Annotated in this window: 43 protein-coding genes; 42 read left to right on the top strand and 1 reads right to left on the bottom strand. The window is 38.3% G+C overall.

What is annotated here, in order from left to right:
* Positions 1 to 716 precede the first annotated feature (716 nt).
* The 36 genes from HMPREF9447_RS03220 to HMPREF9447_RS03040 all read left to right on the top strand — a co-directional run bounded on the left by HMPREF9447_RS03220 (position 717) and on the right by HMPREF9447_RS03040 (position 20,919).
* Entirely contained in the window at positions 717 to 1,178 is a 462-nt protein-coding gene (locus tag HMPREF9447_RS03220) for a hypothetical protein (RefSeq protein WP_009128026.1), read from the top strand.
* Positions 1,179 to 1,199: 21 nt separating this feature from the next.
* A complete protein-coding gene (locus tag HMPREF9447_RS03215; RefSeq protein ID WP_009128024.1) occupies positions 1,200 to 2,294 on the top strand; it encodes a hypothetical protein in 1,095 nt (364 codons plus the stop codon).
* A gap of 246 nt (positions 2,295 to 2,540) precedes the next feature.
* Positions 2,541 to 3,461, top strand: coding sequence for a hypothetical protein (locus HMPREF9447_RS03210; protein ID WP_009128022.1), 921 nt, complete (start codon positions 2,541 to 2,543; stop codon positions 3,459 to 3,461).
* Between the two features lie 318 nt (positions 3,462 to 3,779).
* On the top strand, positions 3,780 to 4,130 hold the full coding sequence (locus tag HMPREF9447_RS03200) for a hypothetical protein (RefSeq protein WP_009128018.1): 351 nt from the start codon (positions 3,780 to 3,782) through the stop codon (positions 4,128 to 4,130).
* Between the two features lie 195 nt (positions 4,131 to 4,325).
* Complete coding sequence (locus HMPREF9447_RS03195) at positions 4,326 to 4,784, top strand: hypothetical protein (protein WP_009128017.1); 459 nt, start codon at positions 4,326 to 4,328, stop codon at positions 4,782 to 4,784.
* Between the two features lie 59 nt (positions 4,785 to 4,843).
* Positions 4,844 to 5,437: a hypothetical protein gene (locus HMPREF9447_RS27375; protein WP_009128015.1), complete on the top strand. Its 594-nt coding sequence runs from the start codon at positions 4,844 to 4,846 to the stop codon at positions 5,435 to 5,437.
* An 82-nt stretch (positions 5,438 to 5,519) separates the two neighbouring features.
* Positions 5,520 to 5,744, top strand: coding sequence for a hypothetical protein (locus HMPREF9447_RS03185; RefSeq protein WP_009128012.1), 225 nt, complete (start codon positions 5,520 to 5,522; stop codon positions 5,742 to 5,744).
* A complete protein-coding gene (locus HMPREF9447_RS27370; RefSeq protein WP_009128011.1) occupies positions 5,741 to 6,541 on the top strand; it encodes a hypothetical protein in 801 nt (266 codons plus the stop codon). The genes HMPREF9447_RS03185 and HMPREF9447_RS27370 overlap by 4 nt, the downstream gene beginning before the upstream one ends.
* A 1-nt stretch (position 6,542) precedes the next feature.
* On the top strand, positions 6,543 to 6,815 hold the full coding sequence (locus HMPREF9447_RS03175) for a hypothetical protein (protein WP_009128009.1): 273 nt from the start codon (positions 6,543 to 6,545) through the stop codon (positions 6,813 to 6,815).
* A 16-nt stretch (positions 6,816 to 6,831) separates the two neighbouring features.
* The gene (locus HMPREF9447_RS03170; RefSeq protein ID WP_009128007.1) at positions 6,832 to 7,047 is read left to right on the top strand and encodes a hypothetical protein; all 216 of its coding nucleotides are present in this window, start codon (positions 6,832 to 6,834) and stop codon (positions 7,045 to 7,047) included.
* Between the two features lie 12 nt (positions 7,048 to 7,059).
* Positions 7,060 to 7,581, top strand: coding sequence for a hypothetical protein (locus tag HMPREF9447_RS27365; protein WP_009128005.1), 522 nt, complete (start codon positions 7,060 to 7,062; stop codon positions 7,579 to 7,581).
* Between the two features lie 32 nt (positions 7,582 to 7,613).
* Positions 7,614 to 8,336 carry a hypothetical protein gene (locus HMPREF9447_RS27360; RefSeq protein WP_009128004.1) on the top strand — a complete coding sequence of 241 codons (723 nt, stop codon included), beginning with the start codon at positions 7,614 to 7,616 and terminating at the stop codon, positions 8,334 to 8,336.
* Between the two features lie 13 nt (positions 8,337 to 8,349).
* Positions 8,350 to 8,907 (top strand): hypothetical protein, encoded by a 558-nt coding sequence (locus HMPREF9447_RS03155; RefSeq protein ID WP_009128002.1) that lies wholly within the window; start codon positions 8,350 to 8,352, stop codon positions 8,905 to 8,907.
* A 15-nt stretch (positions 8,908 to 8,922) separates the two neighbouring features.
* Positions 8,923 to 9,600, top strand: a complete 678-nt coding sequence (locus HMPREF9447_RS03150; RefSeq protein WP_009128000.1) for a hypothetical protein — start codon at positions 8,923 to 8,925, stop codon at positions 9,598 to 9,600.
* Positions 9,601 to 9,630: 30 nt separating this feature from the next.
* On the top strand, positions 9,631 to 10,425 hold the full coding sequence (locus HMPREF9447_RS03145) for a DUF3560 domain-containing protein (RefSeq protein WP_009127998.1): 795 nt from the start codon (positions 9,631 to 9,633) through the stop codon (positions 10,423 to 10,425).
* A 119-nt stretch (positions 10,426 to 10,544) separates the two neighbouring features.
* On the top strand, positions 10,545 to 11,477 hold the full coding sequence (locus tag HMPREF9447_RS03140; RefSeq protein ID WP_009127996.1) for a DUF3871 family protein: 933 nt from the start codon (positions 10,545 to 10,547) through the stop codon (positions 11,475 to 11,477).
* Positions 11,478 to 11,646: 169 nt separating this feature from the next.
* On the top strand, positions 11,647 to 12,075 hold the full coding sequence (locus tag HMPREF9447_RS03135; protein WP_009127994.1) for a hypothetical protein: 429 nt from the start codon (positions 11,647 to 11,649) through the stop codon (positions 12,073 to 12,075).
* 27 nt (positions 12,076 to 12,102) lie between these two features.
* Positions 12,103 to 12,516: a hypothetical protein gene (locus HMPREF9447_RS03130; protein WP_009127992.1), complete on the top strand. Its 414-nt coding sequence runs from the start codon at positions 12,103 to 12,105 to the stop codon at positions 12,514 to 12,516.
* 92 nt (positions 12,517 to 12,608) lie between these two features.
* On the top strand, positions 12,609 to 12,782 hold the full coding sequence (locus HMPREF9447_RS28330) for a hypothetical protein (RefSeq protein ID WP_009127990.1): 174 nt from the start codon (positions 12,609 to 12,611) through the stop codon (positions 12,780 to 12,782).
* 159 nt (positions 12,783 to 12,941) lie between these two features.
* On the top strand, positions 12,942 to 13,484 hold the full coding sequence (locus HMPREF9447_RS27355) for a hypothetical protein (RefSeq protein WP_009127988.1): 543 nt from the start codon (positions 12,942 to 12,944) through the stop codon (positions 13,482 to 13,484).
* On the top strand, positions 13,481 to 13,741 hold the full coding sequence (locus HMPREF9447_RS03120; protein WP_009127986.1) for a hypothetical protein: 261 nt from the start codon (positions 13,481 to 13,483) through the stop codon (positions 13,739 to 13,741). Before HMPREF9447_RS27355 ends, HMPREF9447_RS03120 begins: the two co-directional genes overlap by 4 nt.
* A 1-nt stretch (position 13,742) precedes the next feature.
* The gene (locus HMPREF9447_RS03115) at positions 13,743 to 14,366 is read left to right on the top strand and encodes a hypothetical protein (protein ID WP_009127984.1); all 624 of its coding nucleotides are present in this window, start codon (positions 13,743 to 13,745) and stop codon (positions 14,364 to 14,366) included.
* Positions 14,367 to 14,374: 8 nt separating this feature from the next.
* Entirely contained in the window at positions 14,375 to 14,596 is a 222-nt protein-coding gene (locus HMPREF9447_RS03110) for a hypothetical protein (protein WP_009127982.1), read from the top strand.
* 30 nt (positions 14,597 to 14,626) lie between these two features.
* A complete protein-coding gene (locus HMPREF9447_RS03105) occupies positions 14,627 to 15,061 on the top strand; it encodes a hypothetical protein (protein ID WP_009127980.1) in 435 nt (144 codons plus the stop codon).
* A 401-nt stretch (positions 15,062 to 15,462) separates the two neighbouring features.
* Positions 15,463 to 15,990 carry an Nmad5 family putative nucleotide modification protein gene (locus tag HMPREF9447_RS03095; RefSeq protein ID WP_009127978.1) on the top strand — a complete coding sequence of 176 codons (528 nt, stop codon included), beginning with the start codon at positions 15,463 to 15,465 and terminating at the stop codon, positions 15,988 to 15,990.
* A gap of 7 nt (positions 15,991 to 15,997) precedes the next feature.
* The gene (locus HMPREF9447_RS28695) at positions 15,998 to 16,177 is read left to right on the top strand and encodes a hypothetical protein (RefSeq protein WP_044137384.1); all 180 of its coding nucleotides are present in this window, start codon (positions 15,998 to 16,000) and stop codon (positions 16,175 to 16,177) included.
* On the top strand, positions 16,164 to 16,496 hold the full coding sequence (locus tag HMPREF9447_RS03085) for a hypothetical protein (RefSeq protein ID WP_044137382.1): 333 nt from the start codon (positions 16,164 to 16,166) through the stop codon (positions 16,494 to 16,496). Before HMPREF9447_RS28695 ends, HMPREF9447_RS03085 begins: the two co-directional genes overlap by 14 nt.
* Positions 16,497 to 16,499: 3 nt before the next feature.
* Complete coding sequence (locus HMPREF9447_RS03080) at positions 16,500 to 16,883, top strand: hypothetical protein (RefSeq protein ID WP_009127972.1); 384 nt, start codon at positions 16,500 to 16,502, stop codon at positions 16,881 to 16,883.
* Positions 16,884 to 16,898: 15 nt separating this feature from the next.
* Positions 16,899 to 17,225 carry a hypothetical protein gene (locus HMPREF9447_RS03075; protein ID WP_009127970.1) on the top strand — a complete coding sequence of 109 codons (327 nt, stop codon included), beginning with the start codon at positions 16,899 to 16,901 and terminating at the stop codon, positions 17,223 to 17,225.
* 133 nt (positions 17,226 to 17,358) lie between these two features.
* The gene (locus HMPREF9447_RS03070; RefSeq protein ID WP_044137380.1) at positions 17,359 to 17,673 is read left to right on the top strand and encodes a hypothetical protein; all 315 of its coding nucleotides are present in this window, start codon (positions 17,359 to 17,361) and stop codon (positions 17,671 to 17,673) included.
* Between the two features lie 120 nt (positions 17,674 to 17,793).
* Complete coding sequence (locus HMPREF9447_RS03065) at positions 17,794 to 18,159, top strand: hypothetical protein (RefSeq protein WP_009127966.1); 366 nt, start codon at positions 17,794 to 17,796, stop codon at positions 18,157 to 18,159.
* 9 nt (positions 18,160 to 18,168) lie between these two features.
* Positions 18,169 to 18,633 (top strand): hypothetical protein, encoded by a 465-nt coding sequence (locus HMPREF9447_RS03060; RefSeq protein ID WP_009127964.1) that lies wholly within the window; start codon positions 18,169 to 18,171, stop codon positions 18,631 to 18,633.
* Positions 18,630 to 19,352 carry a hypothetical protein gene (locus HMPREF9447_RS03055; RefSeq protein WP_009127962.1) on the top strand — a complete coding sequence of 241 codons (723 nt, stop codon included), beginning with the start codon at positions 18,630 to 18,632 and terminating at the stop codon, positions 19,350 to 19,352. The genes HMPREF9447_RS03060 and HMPREF9447_RS03055 overlap by 4 nt, the downstream gene beginning before the upstream one ends.
* A 113-nt stretch (positions 19,353 to 19,465) precedes the next feature.
* Positions 19,466 to 19,651, top strand: coding sequence for a hypothetical protein (locus HMPREF9447_RS29000; RefSeq protein ID WP_240051142.1), 186 nt, complete (start codon positions 19,466 to 19,468; stop codon positions 19,649 to 19,651).
* Between the two features lie 16 nt (positions 19,652 to 19,667).
* Positions 19,668 to 19,994, top strand: coding sequence for a hypothetical protein (locus tag HMPREF9447_RS03045; protein ID WP_009127958.1), 327 nt, complete (start codon positions 19,668 to 19,670; stop codon positions 19,992 to 19,994).
* Between the two features lie 112 nt (positions 19,995 to 20,106).
* The gene (locus HMPREF9447_RS03040) at positions 20,107 to 20,919 is read left to right on the top strand and encodes a GP88 family protein (RefSeq protein ID WP_009127956.1); all 813 of its coding nucleotides are present in this window, start codon (positions 20,107 to 20,109) and stop codon (positions 20,917 to 20,919) included.
* A gap of 68 nt (positions 20,920 to 20,987) precedes the next feature.
* Here HMPREF9447_RS03040 and HMPREF9447_RS03035 read toward each other — a convergent pair whose 3' ends face one another.
* Positions 20,988 to 21,431 (bottom strand): helix-turn-helix domain-containing protein, encoded by a 444-nt coding sequence (locus tag HMPREF9447_RS03035; protein ID WP_009127955.1) that lies wholly within the window; start codon positions 21,429 to 21,431, stop codon positions 20,988 to 20,990.
* A gap of 571 nt (positions 21,432 to 22,002) precedes the next feature.
* Here HMPREF9447_RS03035 and HMPREF9447_RS03030 point away from each other — a divergent pair.
* The 6 genes from HMPREF9447_RS03030 (at position 22,003) to HMPREF9447_RS03005 (ending at position 25,251) form a co-directional block, all read left to right on the top strand.
* Positions 22,003 to 22,281 (top strand): hypothetical protein, encoded by a 279-nt coding sequence (locus tag HMPREF9447_RS03030; protein WP_009127953.1) that lies wholly within the window; start codon positions 22,003 to 22,005, stop codon positions 22,279 to 22,281.
* A complete protein-coding gene (locus HMPREF9447_RS29395) occupies positions 22,278 to 22,460 on the top strand; it encodes a helix-turn-helix domain-containing protein (protein WP_009127951.1) in 183 nt (60 codons plus the stop codon). Before HMPREF9447_RS03030 ends, HMPREF9447_RS29395 begins: the two co-directional genes overlap by 4 nt.
* A gap of 143 nt (positions 22,461 to 22,603) precedes the next feature.
* Positions 22,604 to 23,005, top strand: a complete 402-nt coding sequence (locus HMPREF9447_RS03020) for a hypothetical protein (protein ID WP_009127949.1) — start codon at positions 22,604 to 22,606, stop codon at positions 23,003 to 23,005.
* A complete protein-coding gene (locus tag HMPREF9447_RS03015; RefSeq protein WP_009127947.1) occupies positions 23,002 to 23,226 on the top strand; it encodes a hypothetical protein in 225 nt (74 codons plus the stop codon). Before HMPREF9447_RS03020 ends, HMPREF9447_RS03015 begins: the two co-directional genes overlap by 4 nt.
* An 11-nt stretch (positions 23,227 to 23,237) precedes the next feature.
* Complete coding sequence (locus HMPREF9447_RS03010; RefSeq protein ID WP_009127946.1) at positions 23,238 to 24,620, top strand: hypothetical protein; 1,383 nt, start codon at positions 23,238 to 23,240, stop codon at positions 24,618 to 24,620.
* 127 nt (positions 24,621 to 24,747) lie between these two features.
* The gene (locus HMPREF9447_RS03005; RefSeq protein ID WP_009127944.1) at positions 24,748 to 25,251 is read left to right on the top strand and encodes a hypothetical protein; all 504 of its coding nucleotides are present in this window, start codon (positions 24,748 to 24,750) and stop codon (positions 25,249 to 25,251) included.
* Positions 25,252 to 25,648: the final 397 nt, after the last annotated feature.

Here is a 25,648-nt window from a genome sequence, read left to right as displayed (position 1 = left end):
GACATCAAAAAAGTAAAGATATGTGTCGTTATTTAGAGAACTTTTTTTAGCACAATAGCGTGATTCAAGGAGTAGTATTTAGCGTGCCCTGCTCAATAAGCCCCCCCTGCGCGTCGGAACTCTCTACTGAGCACTCCGACGCGCCGCTATGGCTTCGAGCCGCGGCATACATCAAATGTTTAAAGATATGTGCCGATATTTTGAGAATCACGAAAAAAACTTACCACGAAGTGAAAAAGTCAAGGTTAGGATTTTAATAGTTCAGCTTTACAGTTACTGGGGACCGACTCCTGATTGTCGTGGCCGCCAGTAAAGAATAGCTGCTCATATCAAATTCGTAAAGCAATGTGCCAGCCTAACGAGACTGAATAATAACAATTTCTATGAAACATAAAACTTAGCACAAAGTGATGGGTCAAGATTAGGATTTCAATGGGACAGCCTTTAATTGCGGCCACCACCTCATCTCCAGCTATCGGCTGTATATGAGGTTAAAGGCCAGCACACACGCTGTACATATCAAATTAATAAAGTAATGTGCCTTCTAAATGAGACTCAATGGTAACGCAACCGGGTATTGTGCAAGGGGCCAGGTTCAATATACAGGATACTAGGTCCTGACCCAAGTCTCAGGACCTAGTTACGCTGTATAAATCAGAATAATAAAGTAATGCGTCAGTGGTTCGAGTACAAATAATTGATAATCATAAGAGTATATGGAAAATATATATCAGGAGACGATTCGAAATGTTGAAGATGGTGCAAAATTCAAAATAGACTTCCAGAGTCGAAGTCTGAAACTGAACGGCAAATACATCATACAAGATGGAGAGTTTGAGGGTAATTTAGGTGTTGATCCAAGCATTGATACAGATGAATTTCTGTCACAAGTTGAAAAGTTGTACTACCGCTACAAGAATTCTATTCCATCGGAGAGGAGTGAGAGTAAGTCACGTTTGTACTTCAGAGCATTGCCCGAAAGGAAGCTGAGTGATGATGCTATGTTATTTGGTGAGCACCGAGAGAAAGCTCAGTTTGAGTTGGAACTATATGTCCTTTGTCAGATTCTGAATGGTCTTAAATGGGAATCTGAAAAAATGGGCAAGTGGTTCTGGCAAAGCAAAATGGACAAAGATTTGGTAATACTTAAGAAATGGGTAGATCCAGATATCAATTAACAACCATTTATTAATTTCAAGATGAGTAAAAAGAAAAGAAAAACAAAAATTTTGTGTCCTCAATGTGGCGCAGAGTTCGCAATCGGAAAGAAAGAGTTTACCACTGTAGCAACAGTAGTTGGTGAGGATTCAAATTTGGGATCTATCTATCTGGCTATGGCCGGCCAGAATATACCAGTCAAACCACTTAAATCGTTCAAAACTGTACAGGAACGTATTGAAGCGCTACGAAATGTCGGGGTGGACGTAAGTCATATGTTTGCCATGGAGGGGGCGAATGGGGGTGGATATATCGCCTCAAACAGGAATGGAATACTTTCAGTACTAGAGGACGACGATCCAATTTTTAATCAAATCGTTGAACAAGGTACGGTCCCTAACAATCGCCTGTTCCGGCGCTGGATTATGGCGAAGATGTTCTATATGATGACTTATAAACCGTATCGTTCTAAAGAACCTTTGGGAGTAACACGCATGATTCACCGCTTAGGCTATGAATATCAGTGGAAAATGTTGCTGAACGAGCTATATGCCCAGATGAAAATGGAAGATAAGGATGCTGCAAATTTCGTAGATCGAAACCGTTGGTTTAATGTCGATGTGGTCATGGCTATGGCGGAAGATTATATTGTACAATTGAAAAAATATGTGGACGCTTTGAAAGAAAGAAAATGTAAGGGAGTGCCTTACAAGCGTATTAAAAGTCGTAACATATTCAAGGCAGACCTACAGAATAAAATCTACTATCCGTTGTATAAAGAAATAGCGCATATCAAGCAAGCACGTAATGTCACACAGCTTTATAACGCAGCAAAAAAGTTCAACGACATGCGCCTTAAGATGCCACACGACACTCCTCAAAGTAAAACATGGGTTGATGCATACAAGGGTGCTGGAGCGTATTACACGATGCAAAATCTTATCCGGTTTCATAACTGCAAAGCTATTGATGATACCAATAACCGCCTTGATAAATATCAGTCACTTGCTTTCATTACAGCAAAAGCAGAGATGTATAGAAACGATGAAGGTTGGCGCTTGTTGGCAGTCCTGAAGAAAATGTTGACTGATAATAATATTGATATCAGCAAAAAAATGGCTGAATGGCGTAAATAAGGAGTAAGCTATTGTTTGGTAGGCACGATGTGATGGACCAAGAAATTTTATGCCGCCTCCATGATAGATGTGACATGTCGATGACCTCGACAAGACTACATCCTCATAGGAGGCTGCAAATCGAAGAAATAAAGATATACCCCATTTGGTAGTCACATCTTCTTATTATCATATTGTTGTTTAAATAGAATTTAGAGGAGAGTTATCTCATTAATATATTTCCCAGTATTTTTAAAAATAGGTAAAATGAAAGAAATACCAATCAATCAACTTGCTAAAATAGTATGTGACTTACCAGTGAAAGAAAAAATAGTTGTCCGACAAAAGTCAACTAATGGACTCCTCGGAATTACGTGTTCAGATATTTTTGATAGTGATCTGATTATAATATCCCAAATTGGAGGTGGTTTTGCTGCCATATTTGATACTTCTACGGACAACGAAGAAGTAGAAATGTGTACGTGGTTACAAAATATATTTCAAAGTAGTGATTACGATAAAACAGTTTATCTGCTGGATAAAGAAGAAGTATTCCCTGAACTACAATCCATGAACGAATTATGGGGCGTTACTTTCAAGGTCAGCCAACCGAATTGTCATCCTTCCCGTACACTGTCTATTTCCGAATGTGCATTATTCCCTTCTCGTGAAGAAGCCGAGACATGGATAGATATTCACAGGGGTATGAGTTATGACTCAGCTTTCTATTCAGAGGATTGCAGTGAACCTAAAGCTGTTTTAATTGATAGTTGGCAACGTAACAACGAGGATAAAATCTCAATAGCAACTGTAAACAAAGTTGTTCCCAATTTTACAGGGCGTATAAATAACCTTCGTGAAGATATAATCTGCAATATCATTTCGATACTTAAGGAAAATGAACTTTCCAAGATTCTACTTGATGGAATAATCGAAGAACCAACATACGTGCTATGGTTTGGCGGTAAATCTTGGTATGATTCACCTGTTACCGCAGTGTCACTTACTGATAAAGGTATCAGCATTGATGTAGAAGATCAATTTGAAAATGTATCAACTACGCTCTACAGCAATGATGCGGATTTAGCGTTCAAAAATTTATCTTGGCTTGAAAGTATCCGTGACAATGTGCTGGAGGCAATCAAAGCTACAAAAGCCGTGCAAAAAGACATTCAACACTCGTTATGATACAGCAGATTGAATTTAATGACAAAGAATATATACTAAACCAATGCTGTGGTGAGAATCATGAAGGTGAAAACTTATTCGAATGGTGCGAACGTAGTAATGTAGGAGAATTTACACGATACTATGATAAAATCGTTTTTCATACAGAGAATGGTTTGGTTGCTGCCTATAGTGATAATTTAGAAAATTCTTGGAGTATATAAGGAAGAACATTTTATCTGAAAGTGGACTATGCCCCATGATAGTCAATAAGATAACGCCCCATAGTATAAGGAAATTTGTTTTACGTAACAACAAAAAAGAAAATAATATAACGAAATGGAAGGTCAAGATATTTACTTTGAAGAAGAGCAAGAAAGCACTGAACTTACTAACTTGAAGGCACGCTTCTACAGTGTCCGTCAAGAAGCTAGAAATTTTATTCTGTACCTTGTTGAGAAACATGGAGGCAAAATTGGTTCTGAGGAAAACCCTATCAGTCTTACTGTTGAATACTTCGGTGACGCTGGAGTAACCAGCGGATGTATTGAGAGTATTAGTTATAGTGATATTACTATGGAAGATAAAACGGAACCAGTCCCCCTCAGCAATTTGATGGTAGATCCTCTGATTTGTTTTTCCGAAGAATTGGAAAACTATTGCAAAGGAATGGAAAATTTGGAAAACTAATAGTATGACAAGAAGCATAAAAATCATAGATACCCAGTTTCATGTAGAAGCTGGGTATAACGGCGGCCATATGTCCCGGGAACAGTACGATGCTTTTTACAAGGAGCTGAAGGAAATGTTCACGGAAAAGGGGTTTCGTTATGAAGAAAGAGAAAATGGTTGTCCAGATGTTGTCCTGGGTAAAACCTGCCTTTATTGTCATCCGACTTGTTTGTCCGGTCCCGTGGAGGAGACTCATTTCCTTTGCTGGAGCAGATTCTTTCCAGTGGCAAGACATTCCGGTTTTATTTATTGGATAAGCACAATGAATTGCAGGACTTTACTCCAGATGAAGAACTGGAATATTATCGCACTTCTACAAAGTCGGTTGAAAACGACCTGTTCGTCGCTTTTAAAACAAATCGAAGAAGTTTATTCAAACTCAAAAGCGAGATTCTTGAATTGGAAGCCCCAAAAATACATTTGCCTACAATTCGTACTCCCTATCTATCCGGATATGGTTCCATTTCCAAACAATTTGTAAATGAGGTGTACAAAGACCTGGTGCAGAAAGGACTTTTGATTGAAAGTTCTAAAGTAACGGGTATACAAACGATTCTTTTGTGCCGGGCTGCCATTCAAAAGGAACTACGATTATTGGAGGTGCAAAAGTAATTGTGTCACTATCAGAGAATATGTAACAACAAAAGTATTTCAGAAAAGACAAAAAGGAAATGAGTAAAGTATTGCGTACAGCTAAGGTGAATCAGATAGACTATTACACCTTGGAACTATCTGGTTTAGGTACACAAGATGCACTGGCGTGTATTTTCGAATTATTTGGCGTTAGACTAAGCAAAGACAACATCTATGTCGATGAATATGAAGTTGAGCGCATACAGCTTCAGAAACTACAAGAGCACCTTTCCAGTCAAGATGATTTAGGAGAACATGCCCAAGATTTTGAATTATATCTTCGACAAGCAGAGATTGACAAAAGCAAGCTTTTGCAAATTATAGGAGAACTTATAACCCAAAGCAACCAGCGTAATCCTAAAATTCTTATTTCATGGTTTGATGAAGAAAATAATCCCAAAGATTTAAACTATATCAAGGATTTCTATACCCACAGTGAGGTATGCTTAGGTGAAACATTGGCTTCTATACCGGCAGACGGGCTGACCCTCGAAAAAGCATTTGAACTTTATATTGAGGCAATGAAATGGGGTGAAGGTGATCGCTTTTATCAAGTGACTGAAGAAGGTGATAGTATTGAACTCGGGTGTCAAGAGGACTCCGCAGAATCAGAATCACCATCTAAAGAATAAGAACAGTGACACTGTGGAAAGTTCTGAAAATAGTTAGTTCTCTACGACTGTAATATATTAAACTTTAAATAAAAGAATTGTTATGAAAATAAACTTGAACAAGCATATTTACGAGGGTTGGACAGTTGGTGACTTTATTGAAAACCTTGCATGGCAGGTAGAGTTAATTATGAGTGGCGGAGCCATACAGAAACCTTTTGCCAACAAACAAGAATTAACCGACTGGTGTAAGGACAACCAACCTTATTATAAGAAAAAGATTTTGGATGTAAATAACTATTTCGCACAAAAGTACAATCTTACATGACTAAAAGAAATAACATAAAACTGGAAACAGTGAATATATATGCTGAAACTGGTGACTTTGTATTTTGCACATATTGCGGTAAGAAAATGCTTCTACCGCGGGGGGCAGATAAGTGTCCAGAATGTAAAAAAGTCGGTCACCTGTCGTGGATTGATGGTGAGCCAGAGGAGGTTAATAGTGTAGAGCAGCTGTCTGGTCGTTACAAACTAAACGACACGGATGCTGAACTTGAAGACTACTTATCTCATGAAGTCTTGGTCGACGAATACCCAGAACATCATGTCGATACGGACGATTTAGTAGAAGGTGAGATTCTTGTTCGGATATGTCCTGTAAATAAGTATCCCACACTGGTGGAGTATAAAGGTGAAGAACGTTGCCTATGTCTGCATAATGATTCACAAGAAGAGGATCGTAAAGTAGTAGATAACTGGATAGCAACCCAGACAATACCAAAATTTGATAAGGACAATCCCGAATTATTTACTGCATGGCAGGCGGGGAAAGCTGAAATGCACATTGCAACACTCAGCTATTTCCGTGTTTCTGACAAACAATCTTTGGGTGGTTGCGACAATGTTTTCTATGAAAAGAGACAGGCTATGAGAAGTTTGGTAGATTATTTCGTGAATGAGAATATGGAGAAGCTGAAGGATGTATATTATGTTTGTGAAGTCCGTCTTTTTGCTCCGACTTTTGAAGAAAGGATGACCTACCCTGACACTCAGAGTATCTTCGATTTATCTGATTACAGTATGGTAAAACCGTATTATTCCCATCAAGTTAATTCTATTTAATATGAAAAAAGAACAAATTGATTGGCAGGCATACCGCAAGGAGCTGCTATCATCGTTGTCAAACGAACGTTTATGGTCTTTAGGATGCCCTTCGGGAGAGAATTTCCATCTGGAAAATATTGCGGATTTGGAAGATGAAATAGCGGCAATAGACCGTGGAGATTTTGATATGATATTGGAAAAACATGAGGAATTCCCTGAGCTATTCGATGATTGCCTGCTTTCAGATTCGGACTTTCCCACTACTATCAGTAATAATCCCGGTGAAAACTGATAAACTTAAAAGCACAATGGAAGAATTGGAAAGCATCAAAGAAAGCATGCAACGCCAGAGCGGTACGGTAAAGCTCACGGATGAGAAAGGAGAACCGATGGTGTATGATGAAGAAAAGAACTTGTTTATATCCGATCTGGTGATTGATAAGGAAGGCGCAGTATGTGCTTTGGTACCTTTAGGACACTTCAGTGACAATACCATTCGGTATATAGAAAAGTTAGTAAGTTAAAATAATCTTAGGATGATGAAAACTAAGAATCTCCTTACAGACCGGAAAATACGGCATTCCTCTCCTAGAGAGGGACTTGAAATGTTCCAGAAAGTTCATCGCTCTGTTGTGATGGCTGAATTTACGAATCTCGCTTCAGACAGGCTGTGGACAGGCTATATTGTTCAGAAGACAAAAGAAGCCCATCACTTTATCGCCATCAGCCAGGAGGGTTGTCGCTGGGTAGAGTCATACACAACAAAGACAGATAAACAAGTTGCCTGTACGCTTTACACCAGATATCTGGACATTGATATCAATGAGATATGGAACATAGCAATGGCAATTATCGAAGGTCCATGCTCCATAGAAATTCTCCGGAGGATGTGGGAATTGTTTGACGAAGTTCCTATTGACAAAGAGGAGGATATTGACCAAAACTTCTTGCTGTGGGAAGAAGGAACCGACCGATTTAGCATATGGGACTGGTTCGACAAAATGTGTCCGCATTGCTTAGCACGAGATATCATAGACTATAACCCTCAAGAAACGTAAATAAAAAAATAATCAATAAAAAAAACAGTGGTATGAATGATAGAATTTATAAGATAGAAGTAGACGGAACTGAAATAGAAGTTCGCGGATACAGTATAGAACGTCTGTACGGACAGCCTTCAGAAATAGAAGATGTTAACATATCGAGAGCAACGGTCATTGCCCAAAGGAAGGCAACTATGAACAAATGCCTGATAACGGCAACACCTGCATTTTACATAGGGTTGATGTCCGGCGAACTGTTAACGGATAAACCGGTCTTTTTCAGATTGTATGACTACAAAAAGATGTGGTACGTAACCCTCATGCTTCGCACTGATGGCTACTTCTCAGTCTATGCCTTTAATATGGATAGTCTCAGCGAATACACTCGTGCCTTTACGAGCCAAGAGGATGCTATACTCTTCTGTGCCAATATCTTTAACGAAAACGTGGCTGTTAAAAACTTATATGGAAATATTGAGTCGTTATTGAATGCTTGCCAGACGAGAAATGATTATGAAGACCGGGAAGAAGTAGCTGCAAAGATGCTGGAATCCTACCTCAATAATTCATGCTTTGAGTATGATAAGTTTGCCGCTACCATTTGCAGGATACATCCTACGCTCCAGCAGAACTATTTCCGCGCCGTCAAAGCCAGTATGCTTTATATGGCATCACGTGACAGAGGCGTCGATCCCCGTAACAAAGCATCTTATGAGATGTGCCGGAAATTGGTGCAAACACTGAATGAAACAGGACTACCTTGTATTTAATGCTTGAATTGTCATGGATATACAGCGAGTATTAAGGGATATGCCCTACCAGATTAAAAGTGCATTGACTCTGCATAATAAAATGAAGAGGCAACTGTTGACTGCCATTAAAGAATATCTTCGTTTTAAGTATAAGCAAACCACCAGCTTCTATCCGGATGACGAGGATGTTTCAGGATTATTGGAAGAAAATAGTTTTTCCCCTTGTGATGTTGCAGTTTTCAATAAGTATGACTGTGCCAGTAGTAGTGCCCTTAACAAGATTAGGCTTGAAAAGAATCAGCTTATAGTTGATACGGTTGAAAGTGGCAGTATCTTAAATGAAGAGGCACTATACTACGAAGACCTTATCAATATCTGTGATACTATTGAGAAGTATGAAAGGGCTATCCATATGGGTATTTCTCATAGAATGAAATACTGTCGTTGGAAAATTAGGGCGACCAAAATCTTGATGAACAAGACCGGTGAATCTTTAGAAGAGATTCTCGATTTTGTAGAGTTTTATTGGATGCCTGATATGCCGGAGGGACATAACATTGAATTATTCAAATCAATCATTAACCATTAGCAACGAGAAATAAGTATGAAGCATATCAATCTTACCCTGTATTCTTTCGATGAACTTTCGGAAGAATCAAGCAAAAAAGTCGTGGAGAATGAACGTTGGAACGTTATGGGAGATGTTATGGACGGGTATTCATCAGACTATAGGAACTCGTTGAACGAATTCGAAAGCTTGTTCCACATAAGATGTAATTGGGAGGTTAATTATTGTAGTTATTCCTTTAGCTTTAAACTGACATCTTTCGAAGCCTTTGAATGGCAGGGAGGTTATATAGAGCTTGCAACCATATCCGGTAAGTTGCTTCAACGTTTTCTGAGGAATTATATTTTGCCTCATTTGGAGAAGCCGGCATGTTATTTCAGTAAAATGAAAGGTGTTTATCCAAACTTCAGATATAATAAACGGTCTTCAAAAATTAAAAAAACTGTAGAGTGCCCTTTTACCGGACATATCTATGATATGTTACTTTTGGACCCCTTACTCAAATATCTCGCTTCACCTAACGATGGCACTACTTACGCAGAGTTGATGGATAAATGTTTACGCTCTTTCTTTAAGTCTTGGCATGAAGAATACGAATATTGGGCGGATGATGATGAGGCTGTTAAAGAAGAATTGCGTAATAATCAGTATGAAAACAGATTGTACTACAGTAATGGCGATGTATATACAGGTCCATTGGAATTAAGTGCTTAATTATAAACAAATATAGAAAACAAATCAACAATGAACAGTAAAGAAAAGAAGGAAGCAAGAGTCGAGAGATACAAAGCTCTTGCCGCAGGTGCGACAGCAAAATCCAGTGCTGCCTATCAACAAGCTTCAAAAATGTTGGGAGTCATTCCTCCCGGTCAACCGGTTCATGGCTTGGCAGACAGACGCTATCGTGAACGGATTAGTGGTCATATGGATGAGAGTGTTAAACTGGCAGATACGGCTGAATATTTTGAAGGTAAAGCAGAAGCTGCCGAAAAAAACAATGCCATTTATCTAGGCGATGATGACTGCGTGGAACGTTTGCAGGAGAGACTGGACGAACTGGTCAAACTTCAGGATAACATGAAAGCCGCCAATAAGATTGTCAAGTCCCAAAAACTGTCGAACGAACAAATTCGGCAACAACTCTCCGAATTGGGATTTTCAGACAAACAAATCAATGAAGTCCTGACTCCTTCATTCACGGGTAGAATCGGATTTGCCAGTTGTACTTTAACCAATAACAACAGACGAATCAGCGACACCAAAAAACGACTGGAACAAGCCAAGAAGATGAAAACTACCGAAAACAAAGAATATTATGTAGGGGAAGTCAGATTCGTTGAGAACAGCCGCAAAAATCGCCTTCAACTCTTCTTTCCTGAGATTCCTGACAAAGCGTTAAGAAAACAAATGAGCAACAATGGTTTTCGCTGGTGTAGTTCTAATGGTTGCTGGCAATCGTACCTGAAGAGATACAACGTCCGGTTCGCCAAGGAACTATTAACACCCAAAGAAACTGATACGGCAAACGTACCAGCATAAAACATCACACAATAAATCATCAAAGCGTAAACTTGAGGGCAGTGGATACATATCTACTGTCTTTTTTATTTTAGAGAAAATGTAAATGTCATATTATTCAACCAGTAATACTTAGAATCATGAATGTACAAGAAACTAATCCGAAAACTTTTGATTTCGTAACAAACAATGTAGAAGTGATGACACTCGACACCCTGCAACGTACTTATCAGGAAAATGACACTGCCGGACGCCCCATACAGGGCATCTATCACTTCCAACTCATCCACCGCATACTGGATATCTGCAAACAGCACAACATGGACTATGAAATCGAAGAAATCTTCGCTGCACAAAACAAGCAGAAGAACTTCCCCGGAGTCACCATCAACCCCCATTACGAAGCTATCCACGGCGAAAAAGCTGTCGAAGCACACGCTCTGCGCCGCGTATTCACCACTGTGCAGCTCAAAGACGGAGCAACGGACGAACTGACCACCACTCTCGCCATCGCCTTCCACCAAGACGGTATACAGGTAGCCATTGGACCGTGTGTAAAAATCTGCCACAACCAATGTGTACTTTCCGCACAACGAAGCGCGTGCAATTTTGGCAAAGATAAAGTCAGCACTGAAGAACTCTTCGGAAAAGTAGATGAATGGTTAGAGCAGTTTGACACTCAAATGAACGAAGACCGTGAACGTATCAGTCGACTGAAAGAAACGATCTTGTCTGCACAGGACATTTTCAATATCATCGGTTTGCTAACTACCTTTCGCGTTGCTCACGATAGTAAAGACAAACGTTTGTCGAAACTTGTGAAAAGTTACCCTTTGAACCAGGCGCAGATCACCGTCTTTACAGAAGACCTGATTAAGAAACAAGTAGAGAAAAGGCAACTGTCAGCATGGGATGTGTATAACGTAGCTACGAAAATCCTTAAGCCAAATCGAGCAGAAATCCCCAATATCCTCAACCAGAACGCTGCTTTCGCAGATTTCCTGTTCCAATATTATGCCAGTGGTAAAGAAAACGGTGTACTGCAGGACGGTATTATTGCCCTTCCAGAGTAATTTTATCAGCAAGTCAACAAAATGGAGGGGTTCACTGCCCCTTCATTATTCATCAAGCTATAGTAAAACCGTGAAAGTTAATGAACTGTAAAAGGGTAGATGTTCTACACCGGAAACAAATCAATATAAACTACTCGTGGAAAACAAATCATACTTAAAAAAGAAGCATATGAATGAATTAGCAACAGCTAAACGAGTAACTGCCGTAAAAGACAGAGTGAAAAAAGCAGAGTTTGACCAATTCGTTTTTGGCAAACTGGGATGCAATCGGATGTTTGACATGACTCCATCGGGTAACTTAGTTCATACCTATTATGGTCTGGCTGAATATGGAGACTTTATCCGCTTTTTTAATGGTGCTCCCTTTATCCAACTTAATATCGGAGGCCCTTTTGCTGCAGAGTTCGTTTGTGAAAGATTTTTGTGTAGTGTTACTTGGAATGAGTATGCTATACAAGTAGTTTTTTATGAAAGTAGAGAACGGTTATTGGAAACGATTCGTCAATCACAACAGATAGTCATTAATCAGTTTGAATGCTTCGACAATTTGCCAACCGGGATATTACTGGCTTTTAGTGATGAGATTTTCCATAGGTAAAATGAAAAATAATATCAAAATATAATAATGGTAAAAAGTTCAAGACAATTGACATGGCATGGGGTAGATATAAATCTTGCTACCAGTCTTATTGAAAAGGGGTTGGTAGTTCGCTATGTTTCCAAGAAAAGAAGTTGGCAATGTATTTACCGCAATGAATGCGAACTAGATAGATTTTCTTATGGCTGGATGAATGAAAATGATTTGAAAGAAATGTTTATCTCTGGGTGGGCGCAAAAGAAACTCTATGCCTTTTGTTATTATTTGGGAGTAAGTTGGGGAGAATGGTTGGAGCGTTCGTTCGCTCAACGCCTGAGTGATGTGATTGATTATTTTGGAAGTACAGACATTTTTGGACTTGATTACTCAGGTGGTGAATCATTTGATTCAATATGTAAAACATTAAAAATAACTTCTGAGCAATTATTGGAGTGTGCATAAATCACTTTTAAAGTAATGGAAAACTTCGGGAATAAGAATACAAAACATTGTGTAAGTTCGAGTTATACCGGTGATATTAAACAGAATGAACCATGAATAAGTATATATGTGTAAAAGAGTACACTCTCCAAGAGTATGACGCCTTGGGTCATGAAACAGATATATTTGTCGCTGTTGGTAGCATTATGGATGAAGGAAACAAATATCTAAACATGAAATATTGTCATTTGATTAATGAAAAGTGTAATGAAAAATCGAACAAATGAATAAATTACGAATCGTAATACAAAAGAGGTTGATGTAGCCACTTCCAAAGATTTCCTCTGAATACAATCAGTATGTATATGGCTAGGTTGGTTCGCTTAGGGAAACATATAGTTATTGTGAGAGTCCTACCCCGTAGTTGTACAATAAATAATAAAAAAATGAGTCAAGAATCTACTTCAGAAAAAGTATATAGATGTATAAATAACCTATATGTGTGGTTTGGTGAATTGTGTGCCACATGGGATGCTTGTGATGATAATAATCCGGAAGAAAGTGCTTTAAAGGACCGAATGACAAGGTTTTTCCCAAAGTCATTAAATGGATCTCTCAATGATATTGCCCATGATGTTTATATATGGGGGAATATGGTACAAAAAAGACAATCCCGACATCAAAGAAAAGTGCCTTTAGTTATTGAAACCTTACGTGATACGACTATTAAACGTCTTTGTTCAATTAGTACTATACCGGAAGGTCTACTACCACACAGTGTATATGTCGAGGATACAGATGTTACAAATGGGACTTTTTTCTACAAAGAATACAAGCTATTGAGTATCATTCCCCAAAATATGACCTGCATTCTTCTTGATCCTGAAACGAAACAGGAAGAAGAGGCAGAACTTGCCGACATCAATGTCGACTGGTTAGTCACCGTTTGGGAGCGATGCCAGGTGTTATCAGCTAAAATGTCGTTATGAGAACAGGAAAACCAACTGCGACTCAGATTTATAAAGAACTGATAGGAAAAGTCGATTGTAGACGCGGTGCTCCAATGGGACGTCCCAACGTGGGAACTAAAGAAGATGCATGCGGTAAACAGATTTATCGCCGGCATATTCCTCTTATTTATGATGGAGCCTATGACTCCGGAGGGGCATACTGGGGCTGCGGTTCTCCGTTGTATGTCGAATTCACACTTGACAAATCTTATGTCAATTTTTACAGAAACGAATAATATGGGAAAAACAACAAAAGAGAAAGTTCAGGGATGGATAAAAAGTAGTGTAAAATCCATGTTGGCAGAAGAGGATGGTGCAGTATATTTTTATGATATTAAGGGTGGAGTATCGCTTATGCTTGCATGGATAGACGGTGAGACCGAATCAGAAAACAAATTTTGTCACAGGAAATATACCATCGAAGTATCTGTCCGCAAAACAGGTTCGTCCTCTTTCGCGGAAGAATGGACCTACATCGGAGAAGGAACCACCCTACAGAACTCCGATGAGAACGATTGCTTTGCAACCGTTGCCGATTGTCTTATCAATATGGTCGCTCTCTATCTTAAACCAGAAATTTATTATATGCTGCCCAATAACGAACAGATCGAATTGCTCTCCGAGATGCAAAAGGCAAACTTTTATTTCAACGATTTTGACGAACCTGTCGCAGACCTTCGGCAAGCCTATCAGGAAACGAAGAATGAAGACGAACTAAAGGTCATTATACAACGTATAGAGGCACAATGTCTTGCTTTCGCAGAATTTCTCGGAACTCAAAGCGAAGAGATGCAATCGATGATTAATATTGATGATTTGTCTCTTGGCATAAAGGAAGCTCTATTAAAGGATTTAAGCTAAAAACGATTATGGCAAATTACACATTTGATATTTTCAAGTACAAGTTAGTGACTGAAAATGGAGTAACAGTTAAGAGCTTGACAGAGAAATGCAAACCGCTGACAGTGGAATCGACCAATTACATTGCAGCTACTTTCAAGGTAGAGAAAAAATACCCATCGGACAGATATGCACATAAACTTATCGATACCGATGCGGAAATATGTCCTGCCGACACATCCGTGTTTTAGCATAAAAACCGAATTGAAAGGAGAAAAGTAATGAGAAACAAAGAAATATACTCGCATGAGAACTACAGGAATATACTCAAAGAAGCACGGATATGGGAAGGAACCAATGACAGTTTTTTCTGCACCGGTTGCAGGCGCTATGTTCCTAAGAAGGAAGCTGGAGAACCCTGTCTCTTTTGCGGCAGCACGCATTGGAACATAAAAAATCCTCTCATTCAAAATATTATAAATATTGATGTTTTGACTCAATACATGTATGAAACCTTTCGGCATTGCATCGAACCGTTTGTAGCATTTGACAGGCTGGAATGGAAAAACGGAAACATTTTCTACAAGAGAGATGATACAAAACATCTGATAAATGATGATGAAGATCACTTCTTGAAAGAAATAGAAATGTGGTGTGTGTTCCATTGTATTACAGACTGTTTTCTGAGCATATGCGTCCGCTGGACAACAATTTAGATAAACTCTAACGGCAAGCCCATCGAGCTAACTTTTCTGAGATTCTTTACTTTTAGTTCTCCGGATGAAGTTTCAGATGAATACAACGACGATAAAGACGATGAGTTCTACTTTAATTTGTGTTACAACGAACTATTCAAGACCATAGGGTGTAAAGTCACCAAAGTAGATTTCAAAGCTTTGGGCGGGGATAATAAAGAGTTTGACGTTACTGCGCCTGTTTATGTTTGTTCTGATAGAATGATTCTTTCTTATGACAAGTTGCTGGCTGGCTTGTCTACTGATAACCTCCTGAATCACGGTTTGACAAATCTATGCATGGCTCTCTGATTTTGCCCTGATTCCTAACCATTGGGGATACGATGACTAAAATAACCAATAAAAAACTAATTAGAAACATTATGAATATAACAAAAACAATGGCCGAACAGGCTGCCATCAAGATGGTAGAACCAATCACTAAAAAGATAGAAGAACTAAGAGGCCAATTGAACCAGATTGCGTACGAAGCAATCATACCCACTATTCCTCAGGATGTACTCGATTGCTTCAAAAAGTGTCAAAGCTATTTTATGGCCCCTTACTATGTTTATGTATGTCATGGAAACTGGAAAATGCTGGTGCAAGGCTTGCCACTTTTTCCGGGGACTAAATCACTGTATCCCGATATTCAAATTGGCATTGAGGATATGGAACGCCTTAGAAAACTAGAAACTGAGATAAAAGAAATTAAAGAAGAGAAAGAGAAGACAATTCAATCAATTGTTGCAACTCTCATGTCTTTAAGAACAATAAAGAGGGTGAAAGAAGGCTTCCCTGAAGCATACAAGCATATGGAAGAATATAGTGAAGAAAAATGTACTGCTATTGCGCTTCCAATAAAAGACATTCTGTTTTCACTAAACAAATATGCACTCACAGCAAACTGATAACATTATGAAAGTATCTTATCACACCTATCATTCATTTAAGGGTAAAGATGGGAATGAATGTTCCATGGCATCTCAACTCTACATGACTGGTATTTACGTTATATACAACAACAATTCTGCACTTCAAGGCAGTTCAACTCCACAAAAAAATCCGGAAGTTACAGAACAAGTTGAGAAAGGATGAGCAGGTAGGACTTATCTCAGACCTTCATTTTGGACGTGAAATTATGGTATCTAATGATGGAGGATCTTGGAAAGAAGTTGTTGATCCCAAAACTATTTTCGTAGAACAAGGGAAGACCTATGATTGCAAGAGCAGCGTTACAGGAAACATCTATCATTTCACTATCATCGACCTGCAAGTAAGCGATGAAAGGCAGGATTGCTATCTAACTTTTACATCCGAACCTAAATGTGAGGAGCTATCTATGCTAAAAAACGGTGACAATACTTTCAAGTCGAATGTATTCTCTTTTCAAGATACTATTATTCCAATATTGTAAATTATGCCACAAGAACAATCTTATAAAAAGCTATTATCTTTAACAGAGGAACTGGAGATAAAGCAAAAGAATTTCATCATTGAAACCGTGAGAAGTCACGGCGGAATTATCACCTTCAAACCAAAACTGGAGGATGGCGAGGATAACGATACAGACCAAGATTTATATCCGATAACTGCAATCTTCTACGATGGGCACGAAAGTTACCCTAATGTAAGTATTACAGCCATTCACATATTGGACCGTCCAGAAATAGAAGATGTTGATATTTATGTGGATGGGATTAATCAGGATACTTGTGAAAAACAAGAAAACTTTAGTGTATGTCCTGTCGATTATGCTAATGTAGTGTCCTTTATTGGAAAAGTATTAGATTTAGACAAATAACAACAAAAATAGCCTATGAATTTTGCATCAGCCATGTTACTCACTCAAATTGAGCAACTGGAAAAAACAATAAAAGATATTTCGCCTGAGCAGCGACATATTATAGAGGAGATGAAACAGGGCATTACAGAACAGGGAAAATACTTTCCTGTTGACGCCCTGACTGTAAAGTCGATGCGTGAGCATGGTTACGATGTCACTGAAGAAGATTCCGGTGAGATTGAACGCATTGCAGACAAAATCGTCATAAATGAAGATGAACTTTGGGGAGCAGTTGAAATATATGCAAATGAGCGTATTAAGCAAATTACTGATGATTCTGAAGAAGAAAGTGAGGATTAATAAGGAGCTTAGCTTTCAGTTGCCAATCGATTGGTCCCTAATCAATAAGAGAAATGGTAATTGGGAGTTACGGAATCTTCCCCGATAGTCAGAATTTAAAGAGAATTAAAAATCAAGGAAAAGTTAGGAACGTATGAATCAGACAATAAAAAACAAGATGCAGTCACTCACGGTTTTCGTCGAAGATGGAAATGGCGAAACCTATATGACAAGTATAGAGGATGTGAACCAGGTAACTGTCATAGCTACTATGCTTTCTTCCCTGAAAGCTCCCGTTCCCGTGGGTTCCATATCAGCCATAGATATAAAGAAGCGTGTCATGGGGACATGTAAAGGTTGTAGGTTCCTGGATAAGAAAAATATGCTTTGCCGTGTTCCTACGATAAAAGGCAATTTTGCATTATGCTCAGAGAGTAACATCAGATGTTACCAATATCGAACTGAATAGGTATAATTGATAAAAAACAAAAACATGGACTATGTACTATCAGACGAAGAACTTCGTCAGACAATGCCTCGAAATGAGCATGATAAGGTATGCAAGGAATATTAACAGCAGATTACATCCTTGAAAACGACTGCGGATGAGCTTCAAACTCAGTATATCCTCCAATCCGGAAAATTCGACAAGCACTCCGAGACTGGAGAATTGGCATCACTTCTGGAAAGTATGCAGAAAAATGCCAAAAGGCTTTTACTCTCCCTCGTGGATAAACAAGGAGGAGATATCAATGATGTGGACAGATCTATATACTATCGTGACAGCAAAGGAGAGATTTGTGAAGCATTGATGGAGTGTATCGTAAGCTGCGGAGTTATCACCATAGAAGGTGGAGAAAAAACTCATATTGACAAGTTATTGCCAGATATTTTGTATGGACTGCTCAATATGCTATATGATGATTTTTCTCAAGAACCGGAAACCAATCAATAACTATACATCATGAAATATCTGCTAACTGAAGAAGAATATAAAGCACGGATTCAGATTAATCTGCACAGGAAAATCTGTCATGGATATCAGAAAAAAATAGATGCACTTAATTCTGTAATTGTCTTGACTCGTATTAAAATCAAACTGAAAGATGAAAACGAGAAAGACAATTTAGACTTGAAAGATGTCAATTTCCTATATGGATATATACGTAACAAGGCTATAGACTACATATTCTCCCTTGCAAAAAAGTATGAAAAGGAAATAAGCGCTCAGAAGTACGGGGCACTTAATTTCACTTTCGATTACGATGCAGACTGGGCCGGGATTATGCAGTGTGAGTTAGGGAGTATTGATTCACAGGAACGAACCATTCTGGATGATAACGACAATAAGATTGAACTGATAACCCTTACTACGGAATCTATCATCAATTTTGCAGTATATCTCGAAAAATATTGTAAGGCGGCATGATCAAGCCTGATATCATTTTAAAGTTGGAAGAACATGCCTCATATAAGTGCGATAAAGGTTGCATTTATAATCATCCAGCAGGAACTTTCATTATTAAGTACCTGATAACTAAGGATAGAGAAGTATCACATACTATACAATTTAAGATGGAAAATTCTTTATTATGGACTCTGGGTGATATTAATGATTTTCTCAGTATATACCATACTGATATTCGTGTTGATATGCTTAGTGAAAGGCGATACGGAGAACCTAAACTATCTAAACCTGTTGAAATCAAAGATATCTGTCAAGCTTTCAGTATACCTTATGTATATGGGAGACAGAACAATGTAAAAGCCTCCAATCTGATTTATATAAAAGGAGATGATATCTTTATGAAGATTCGTGACTATAATAGCCAAGTATTCCGTCCTCATCCGGAGTTTAGGAACGCACCTCTTAGCGTTATAGTAGAGCGATATTTCCCAGAGAAATCTGTTCGGCAGAAGTTTATCTATAATGATTGTTGGGGCAGCGTTGTTCTCCGTGGAGAAGCATGGATGTGTTTTAGGCATATAGTTCCTCTCATTAAGAAAGCGGATCTGCTCGTTAGTCTAAACGTCTTAATCAATTTAAGTAGAGAGTTTCCATACTTAGATAGTAGAGAATGGAATTTTTGTTGTGAAAACTTAATCAATCAAATTAAAAACGAATGTTTACCGACAAAAGAACTTTAAACAAGATACATGCTATCCTTGATGCAAGTGTATCTCATGCCACAATGCGACTACAGGATTTGATTCCGGTATTTATGGAGGTTCTTTGTGATACTCCTGAATATTTACAGTTTATGAACTCTGTACCAGCGTATGCGTCTGATGATAAAGCATCGGACTGGTGGAATAGCGAAGAGGCGATTATGTTGCTGGAATCGCTGTTTGATACCCTGGACTCATACGCTCCCGATGGATATAGCTTCTGCTCTCATCCAGGAGATGGTTCTGATTATGGATACTGGAAATTCACTGAAAACTAAATTAAAAAGAAATTATATGGCCGCAATCGACAAGCTGTATTGCTATTCAAAGAAAGATTTTATCATTTTCTATCAATGGTGTATTAAGTTTGACCATATGTGCCAAAAGGAGACGCAGAAGTCAATAATGGACTTCTTGTATACGGATTTGGAACATTATGATACTACTTTCTCCAGTTACGTTTTTGGGGTGCCTGTAGCCAATTTTCCAAACAGCATAGATATGTGGCTATTAAGGCATTGTCCGGTAGAGTGGGTGAGAAGTCGGCTGAGAGAACAACACTCATCATATCGGCTGAAACCTAGAGATATTGCACTATATCTTGATTGTGGTAAAGCCTAAAGAGAGATGCCATATTGAATGTTATAATTCATACTATGACTTTGTTTATGTCCGGACTATCAGGTTCGGACATTTTTTTGTACTAACACTAAAACATTAATACTTATACAATATGGATAAATTTAGTCCCAGTAAAGTAAAACGAACCCTTGGAATAAGTTACCTGGGGTGCTGTGATTCTTCTCCGAAACTTGTCAAGAGTTTAACGCATAAGAATGTGTTAACCTATGGTTTGTATCTCGCCCCAAGAGACCTTAGTGGGCATAATGTTTGCTCCAATTCTGATAATTGCTGTAAGTACTGCCTGAATGGTTCGGGTAGAAATAAGATTGAACTGCTGACATATAAAGAGGGCGGTCCCATACAGCAATCCCGTATCAAAAAAACGAAGCTGTTTTTTGAGGATAAAGACACGTTTATGCAACTTCTTATTCATGAAATCAGGCAAGCTAAAAGGAAAGCGGATGCTGCCAATATGAAATTTGCAGTCCGGTTGAATTGTACTTCTGATATTTCACCGGAAAAATTTACCCTGATGGGGGTAAATATTCTCCAGTTCTGTGAGAGCATACAGTTCTACGACTATACGAAGGTTTATGAACATACAAAACTCTCAGAAAAATATAGCAACTATGATGTCACCTACTCATACAGTGGTGAAAATTGGGAAATTTGTGAAGAACTGCTGAAGAAAGGTTATCGTGTGGCAGTCGTTTTTGAGAATGTTCTTCCGGAAGAATTTCGGGGATATCCAGTCATTGATGCTAATCAATATGATGCCCGGTTTCTTGATGAAGGCGGCTTGATTTGTGGGCTAACCTATAAGAAAGTAGCCAATGATTATGTGAATGGTAAATACCAACGGCCTGAAACAACATTTGTTACTCGACAAGAAGAAGCTGTAAGTAGCTGTGAGGCCAAATAGGAGATGTTCTAAATCTTTGAACTGACATCAATATCATCAGCTCAAAGATTTAGGAACGGGCATGAATATTATTTTTCCAGCTTTCTTTTTCGATATCCGTTAGGGGTTTCGCCAACAATCCTGTAAAAGGCAGCGTAGAAAGATTGACGATTAGAAAATCCTACCATTGCACTGATTTCTTCTACGTTCTTGTCTTTATAGCGTTTGTCTGTCATGAGATGCAAAGCTTCTTTGATACGATATTCATTCAGTACACATGAGTAATTCATACCGAAACGTGAGTTTATTACACCAGACAAATAGCGCGTGTTTGTGTGTAACTCTTTGGCTAACTCTTTTGCAGAGTAATCGGGGTCTTTGTACTTCTTTTGTACGACAATGATATTTAATATCTTATCGTATAGTTCATCGGCGAGTTCAGGGCGGATCATGTTTCTGTACTCTGCCTTTTTCTCTTTTTTCTCTCTCAGATTATAAGGGAGCTTTTTAGTGATTTTCTCATTTTCTTCCATAATTCTATTTTTTAAGGGTTGAATGTTCTGCTTCGTGATGATAAAAAAGCGCACCCTATTCAATGTAGTCTACTTGAGGTGCTGCAAACAACCCGGATACACTATCACTGAACGGGTGCGCATATCGTAGTTTTGAGAACATACGAATGGCCGTTCAGTTTATGTGTATCCATTTTAAAAATTGCAGCTTTCAAGTAGACACTAAACTGAATAAAGTAACTCACGTCGAGTCATGGTGCAAATATAAGAAAAAGACTATACATTATCCCAAAAGCAACGAATGATTTCAATCAATAAAATAGAAATAAAGATATTCGAAGAACTTTAAAAAGATATACACGTTTCCTGTTTAGGTTTTGAAGTATAAAAAGTATGAAGCTAATAATAAAGAAATGAGGTAAATCGAGCCTTAAAGTCGGTATTTGTTCTTTGACGTATTGGACTTACCACTTAAATATTAAAGTTTGGTATTACTTAAACTTTCCTGCATTAAAAGTTTAGTATTGCTTAAACTTTATATATATTTGTAACATCAAAATAAAGCAAATAGTAACAGTTAAAAAGTATGATTATGGATTCTAAAATTGAAATTATTTACAAGAATGCAGATATCAAAGTTGCCAATGGTCGAGAAAGGGTATTGAATCAATGCAAAAAAATATTTTGGAATGAAGCACCGGAAGATTGGGAAAAATTTGACGGTGAGTTTACGGTAAAATATAAGCAATCTATCGGTGTTCACGATTGTGCCATTATCGTGTTTCATTCCGCTAATTCTAAATGGAAGGAGATAATTACAAGAGAATTACGTTTAGATAAATCAGTATATTCTATCAACGAAATCGCATGATAAGAGAGGTGATAATAGAGGCAATGAAAATCCGTAAGATTAAATCAAAAGACCTTGCGGAATTAATAGGAGTAGCTAAAAGCTCAATGTCTCTTTTTTTTAATGGAAAAATGAATTTGGGACAAGAAAAAATAGAAATGATGTTGAAGTTCCTAAATATCGATCTTGTGATTAGATAGTATTTATATTTTAATTGTACCTTATGGAATCAGAATATTGATTTTATATAGCTAGTTTATAGGCGGTAAGTTCAAGACTTCACCGCTTTTTTTGTGTCCGAGCAGTTAAGTTCGGACATTTTTTTTTGACTAATAACAAGAATATGAATACACAACATTTAGCCCGTTCTCTTCGAGAACTTGTTACAAAGATGGAGCATGATAAGCGTATGGTGCGACGGGGTATCCCTTATATACATCTTCCAACAGTACCACGTTGGAGCCTTTCCCTCGTGATTTGTGAAACGATTGTCTTGCCTATTGTGAATGAATTATGCCGAGATACTGGGCAAATCATTACGTTCCAGTATGGGACTACCACCGGATTTTTCTATCTGATGCTCAAGTCTCGGAAATTTGCTATCCTTTATATTCCCAATCCTGCATCGGGACAGATATACATTAAGTTCCTGAATGAAAAGGGAGCTCAATGTATGCCTTCAAGACTTCTCAATGATGCTGACCAAATTACAGATTATTTGAACATCTTTAATAGACTAATATGATAAAGACCATTTACCGGTTGCCCGTTTATTGGGCATCTCCACTCATTAGTGATGACTATTCTGGTATTAATGACATGGAGAAGGCCGAAATTAGAAAGTTTTTGGAGAAAGTAGAAGGCAGTCCTGTTAGTGTTGATTTCACGACGGAAGGCTTTTACCATTATAACGATGCCGGGACATTGGCCGGCAATTGTGCAGATTTTCTATTCATTAAAGATTAACACTCAATATTATGGATACTATTAGGAAAAATGAAGAAAATTATTTCATAACATCAGACCGTCAGGAGCGGTTGAAAATATTATCACTTGAGGATTTTGCCTTGTTTGTGAAGCAGTTCCGGATAGGCGACAGCGTTAACGTTTATCTGAACATCGATAGGGAAAACAAAACTGCCAGTGAGTATATCGGAGTCAAGCTAACCACTTGGAATGAAGAAACTTTCTATCAGCTGGGTGGCTATAACTATGGAATCTGTACGATACAAGGACTGAATGAACCGGATTTTGACAAAGAGTTCGTATCGAATGTGAAGAAGGCTATCACTTACTTTGTGAATACCGAAACAGTCGGCGTCATGCTTAATCCGGGAGATAGCTGGAAGGAAGTCTGGGTGCATGATGAACTGGTTGCCAGCTTTGAAAAAGAGAATACTTATGTTGCTTTCGAACATGAGGACATTGATAAAATTGAAGCATACCTTTTAAAACACAACTGCTGCCTGATACCCATTACTGACATCAACGGTAACCAGAACAGTTCGCAAGAAATATGTGATGTATTCCGTGAGGAGCATCCTTGCATTTTGTGCGACCGCATTTCGCTGAAAGGTATCCGCCCGGCATTGGACAAACCAGTCATTGCTACCGGACATACTAGCGAAGAGTATCAATTGGAAAAACTTCGCAAAAAGCTGATATGTATAATCTCCAGAGTTGTTGAGAAGAATGAAATGTGTATTGGCACTTTTTATAAGAACATCGGCAAGCACCATTGTCAGGACAATATTGAGGAAGAATATGACAATGGAATCATAGTAAATCTCCGGAGCTGTGATTTTTCTACTTATGGTGGATACAATGCCGCTCATGTCTATGACCTTTATAAAGATACTGTCACCTTTCAGCTAATGTGTTCGCTCAATGGTGAGAGTGGTGATGATTACGACATGCCTATTGAGACAGTATGTCTGGAAGGTTTGCTCGAAATTGTTAAGTGGCTCAAGAAATTTGGCTTTTTGTCCGCCAGTGAGTTCGAGCCAATGGCCCCGATACTTTATTGTGCGGAATGTGGCTCGTCGAATGTAGAAACCCAGGCATGGGTAAAGCCTAATATTGGTAATGATTTTGTTGATGATGTCGGCGACCAAAAAGACAGTGGGAATAACTGGTGTCATGTTTGTGATAATTACACTCGGTTATGGAGTCATGAAGATTTGTTTGCAGAAATGAAAGGTTGGTTTGTTCATCTTACCAGCGCAGTTCTTGAAGAAATAACAGGTAACAAATTCGCTGGCAATTATGATGAATTTCGTCTGGTTTGCATGAAATACTGGGAGACTTTACCCGAAGAGCAGCAGATTGCTTTGTGGAATACTCGTAACAAAGATGAATAATAACCATTAGAGCCGATTACTGCACAATTGGTAATGAGGATTGAAATGTAATATCTTCATTCTCTTGGTTTGGTTTTCTGTTTATTTTCATACATTTGCAAGAAATGTATTATAATTAAATGTTTGCATGGAAGAAAATATAGAGATGGAATCTGATAATAAGGATCGTTGTGGTGATTTAATAATTGGTTCTTTTGACTGTGTTGGTGATGATATTTCGATTATTAATCATATTCATTCGATTCATTCCAAAGTATGTCAAGATGAGTGTAGGCGATTGTGCTCGGAAATCATATATAATGGCATTGATGATGCTAATGACTCTTGGATGTGGATCACTGGAAATACATATTTTAAAAATGCTCTTTTGTTTGATAATCAAGAGGACGTGGACTCTTTTAATAATTTAAGTAATGAGAGTTATACTGCCTATCTTAAGACCGATTGTTCAATTCATCATAAATGCAAGAAATGCGGAGGTGATGTGTTCTATTTTAATCCGGATAAAGAAAGAGAATATATCTTCAGCCTGGTGTGTGAAAATTGTGAGGAAGAAATATATGGAAAGGAAGCATTTAGAATAATGAAGAAGAAGAATGTGTTAAAGGTGGCTCAAGATTGGTTGGATTGATACGGCCACATAAAACTAATTAGATTCTACAGATACAGAGATATAATATTTTTTGTCTCTCAAACTTGTAAGCTCGCTTATTGTTCACTCGATGAATAAGCGGGCTTTTTTAGTTCGCCCAGCATGGGTATATTCTAATGGGTGCAAGTCCCTAACACGCCCTGATAGTGGGAAGTGTTTAGCCAACGCCAAGGGTGTCCATCGTGAGTTGGAATCTGAAGGAAGGTAGCGGCAAACATCTGGCCTGACGTACAGAAACCGGATATAAGGCTAAAGGATGTGGGTTAGTCTGCTAAACAAGACAAAGCCTTATAACTATCCGGAAACATCCAAAGTAAATCCGGCAGGTATAAGATGGAAAGAATGTATTCTTAACTGGGGAGGTCTCACAGACGTG

The organism is Bacteroides oleiciplenus YIT 12058, assembly GCF_000315485.1.
Lineage (GTDB): Bacteria > Bacteroidota > Bacteroidia > Bacteroidales > Bacteroidaceae > Bacteroides > Bacteroides oleiciplenus.
The sequence above is the reverse complement of the archived record's forward strand: the minus strand, read 5'-3'. Positions and strand labels throughout refer to the sequence as shown.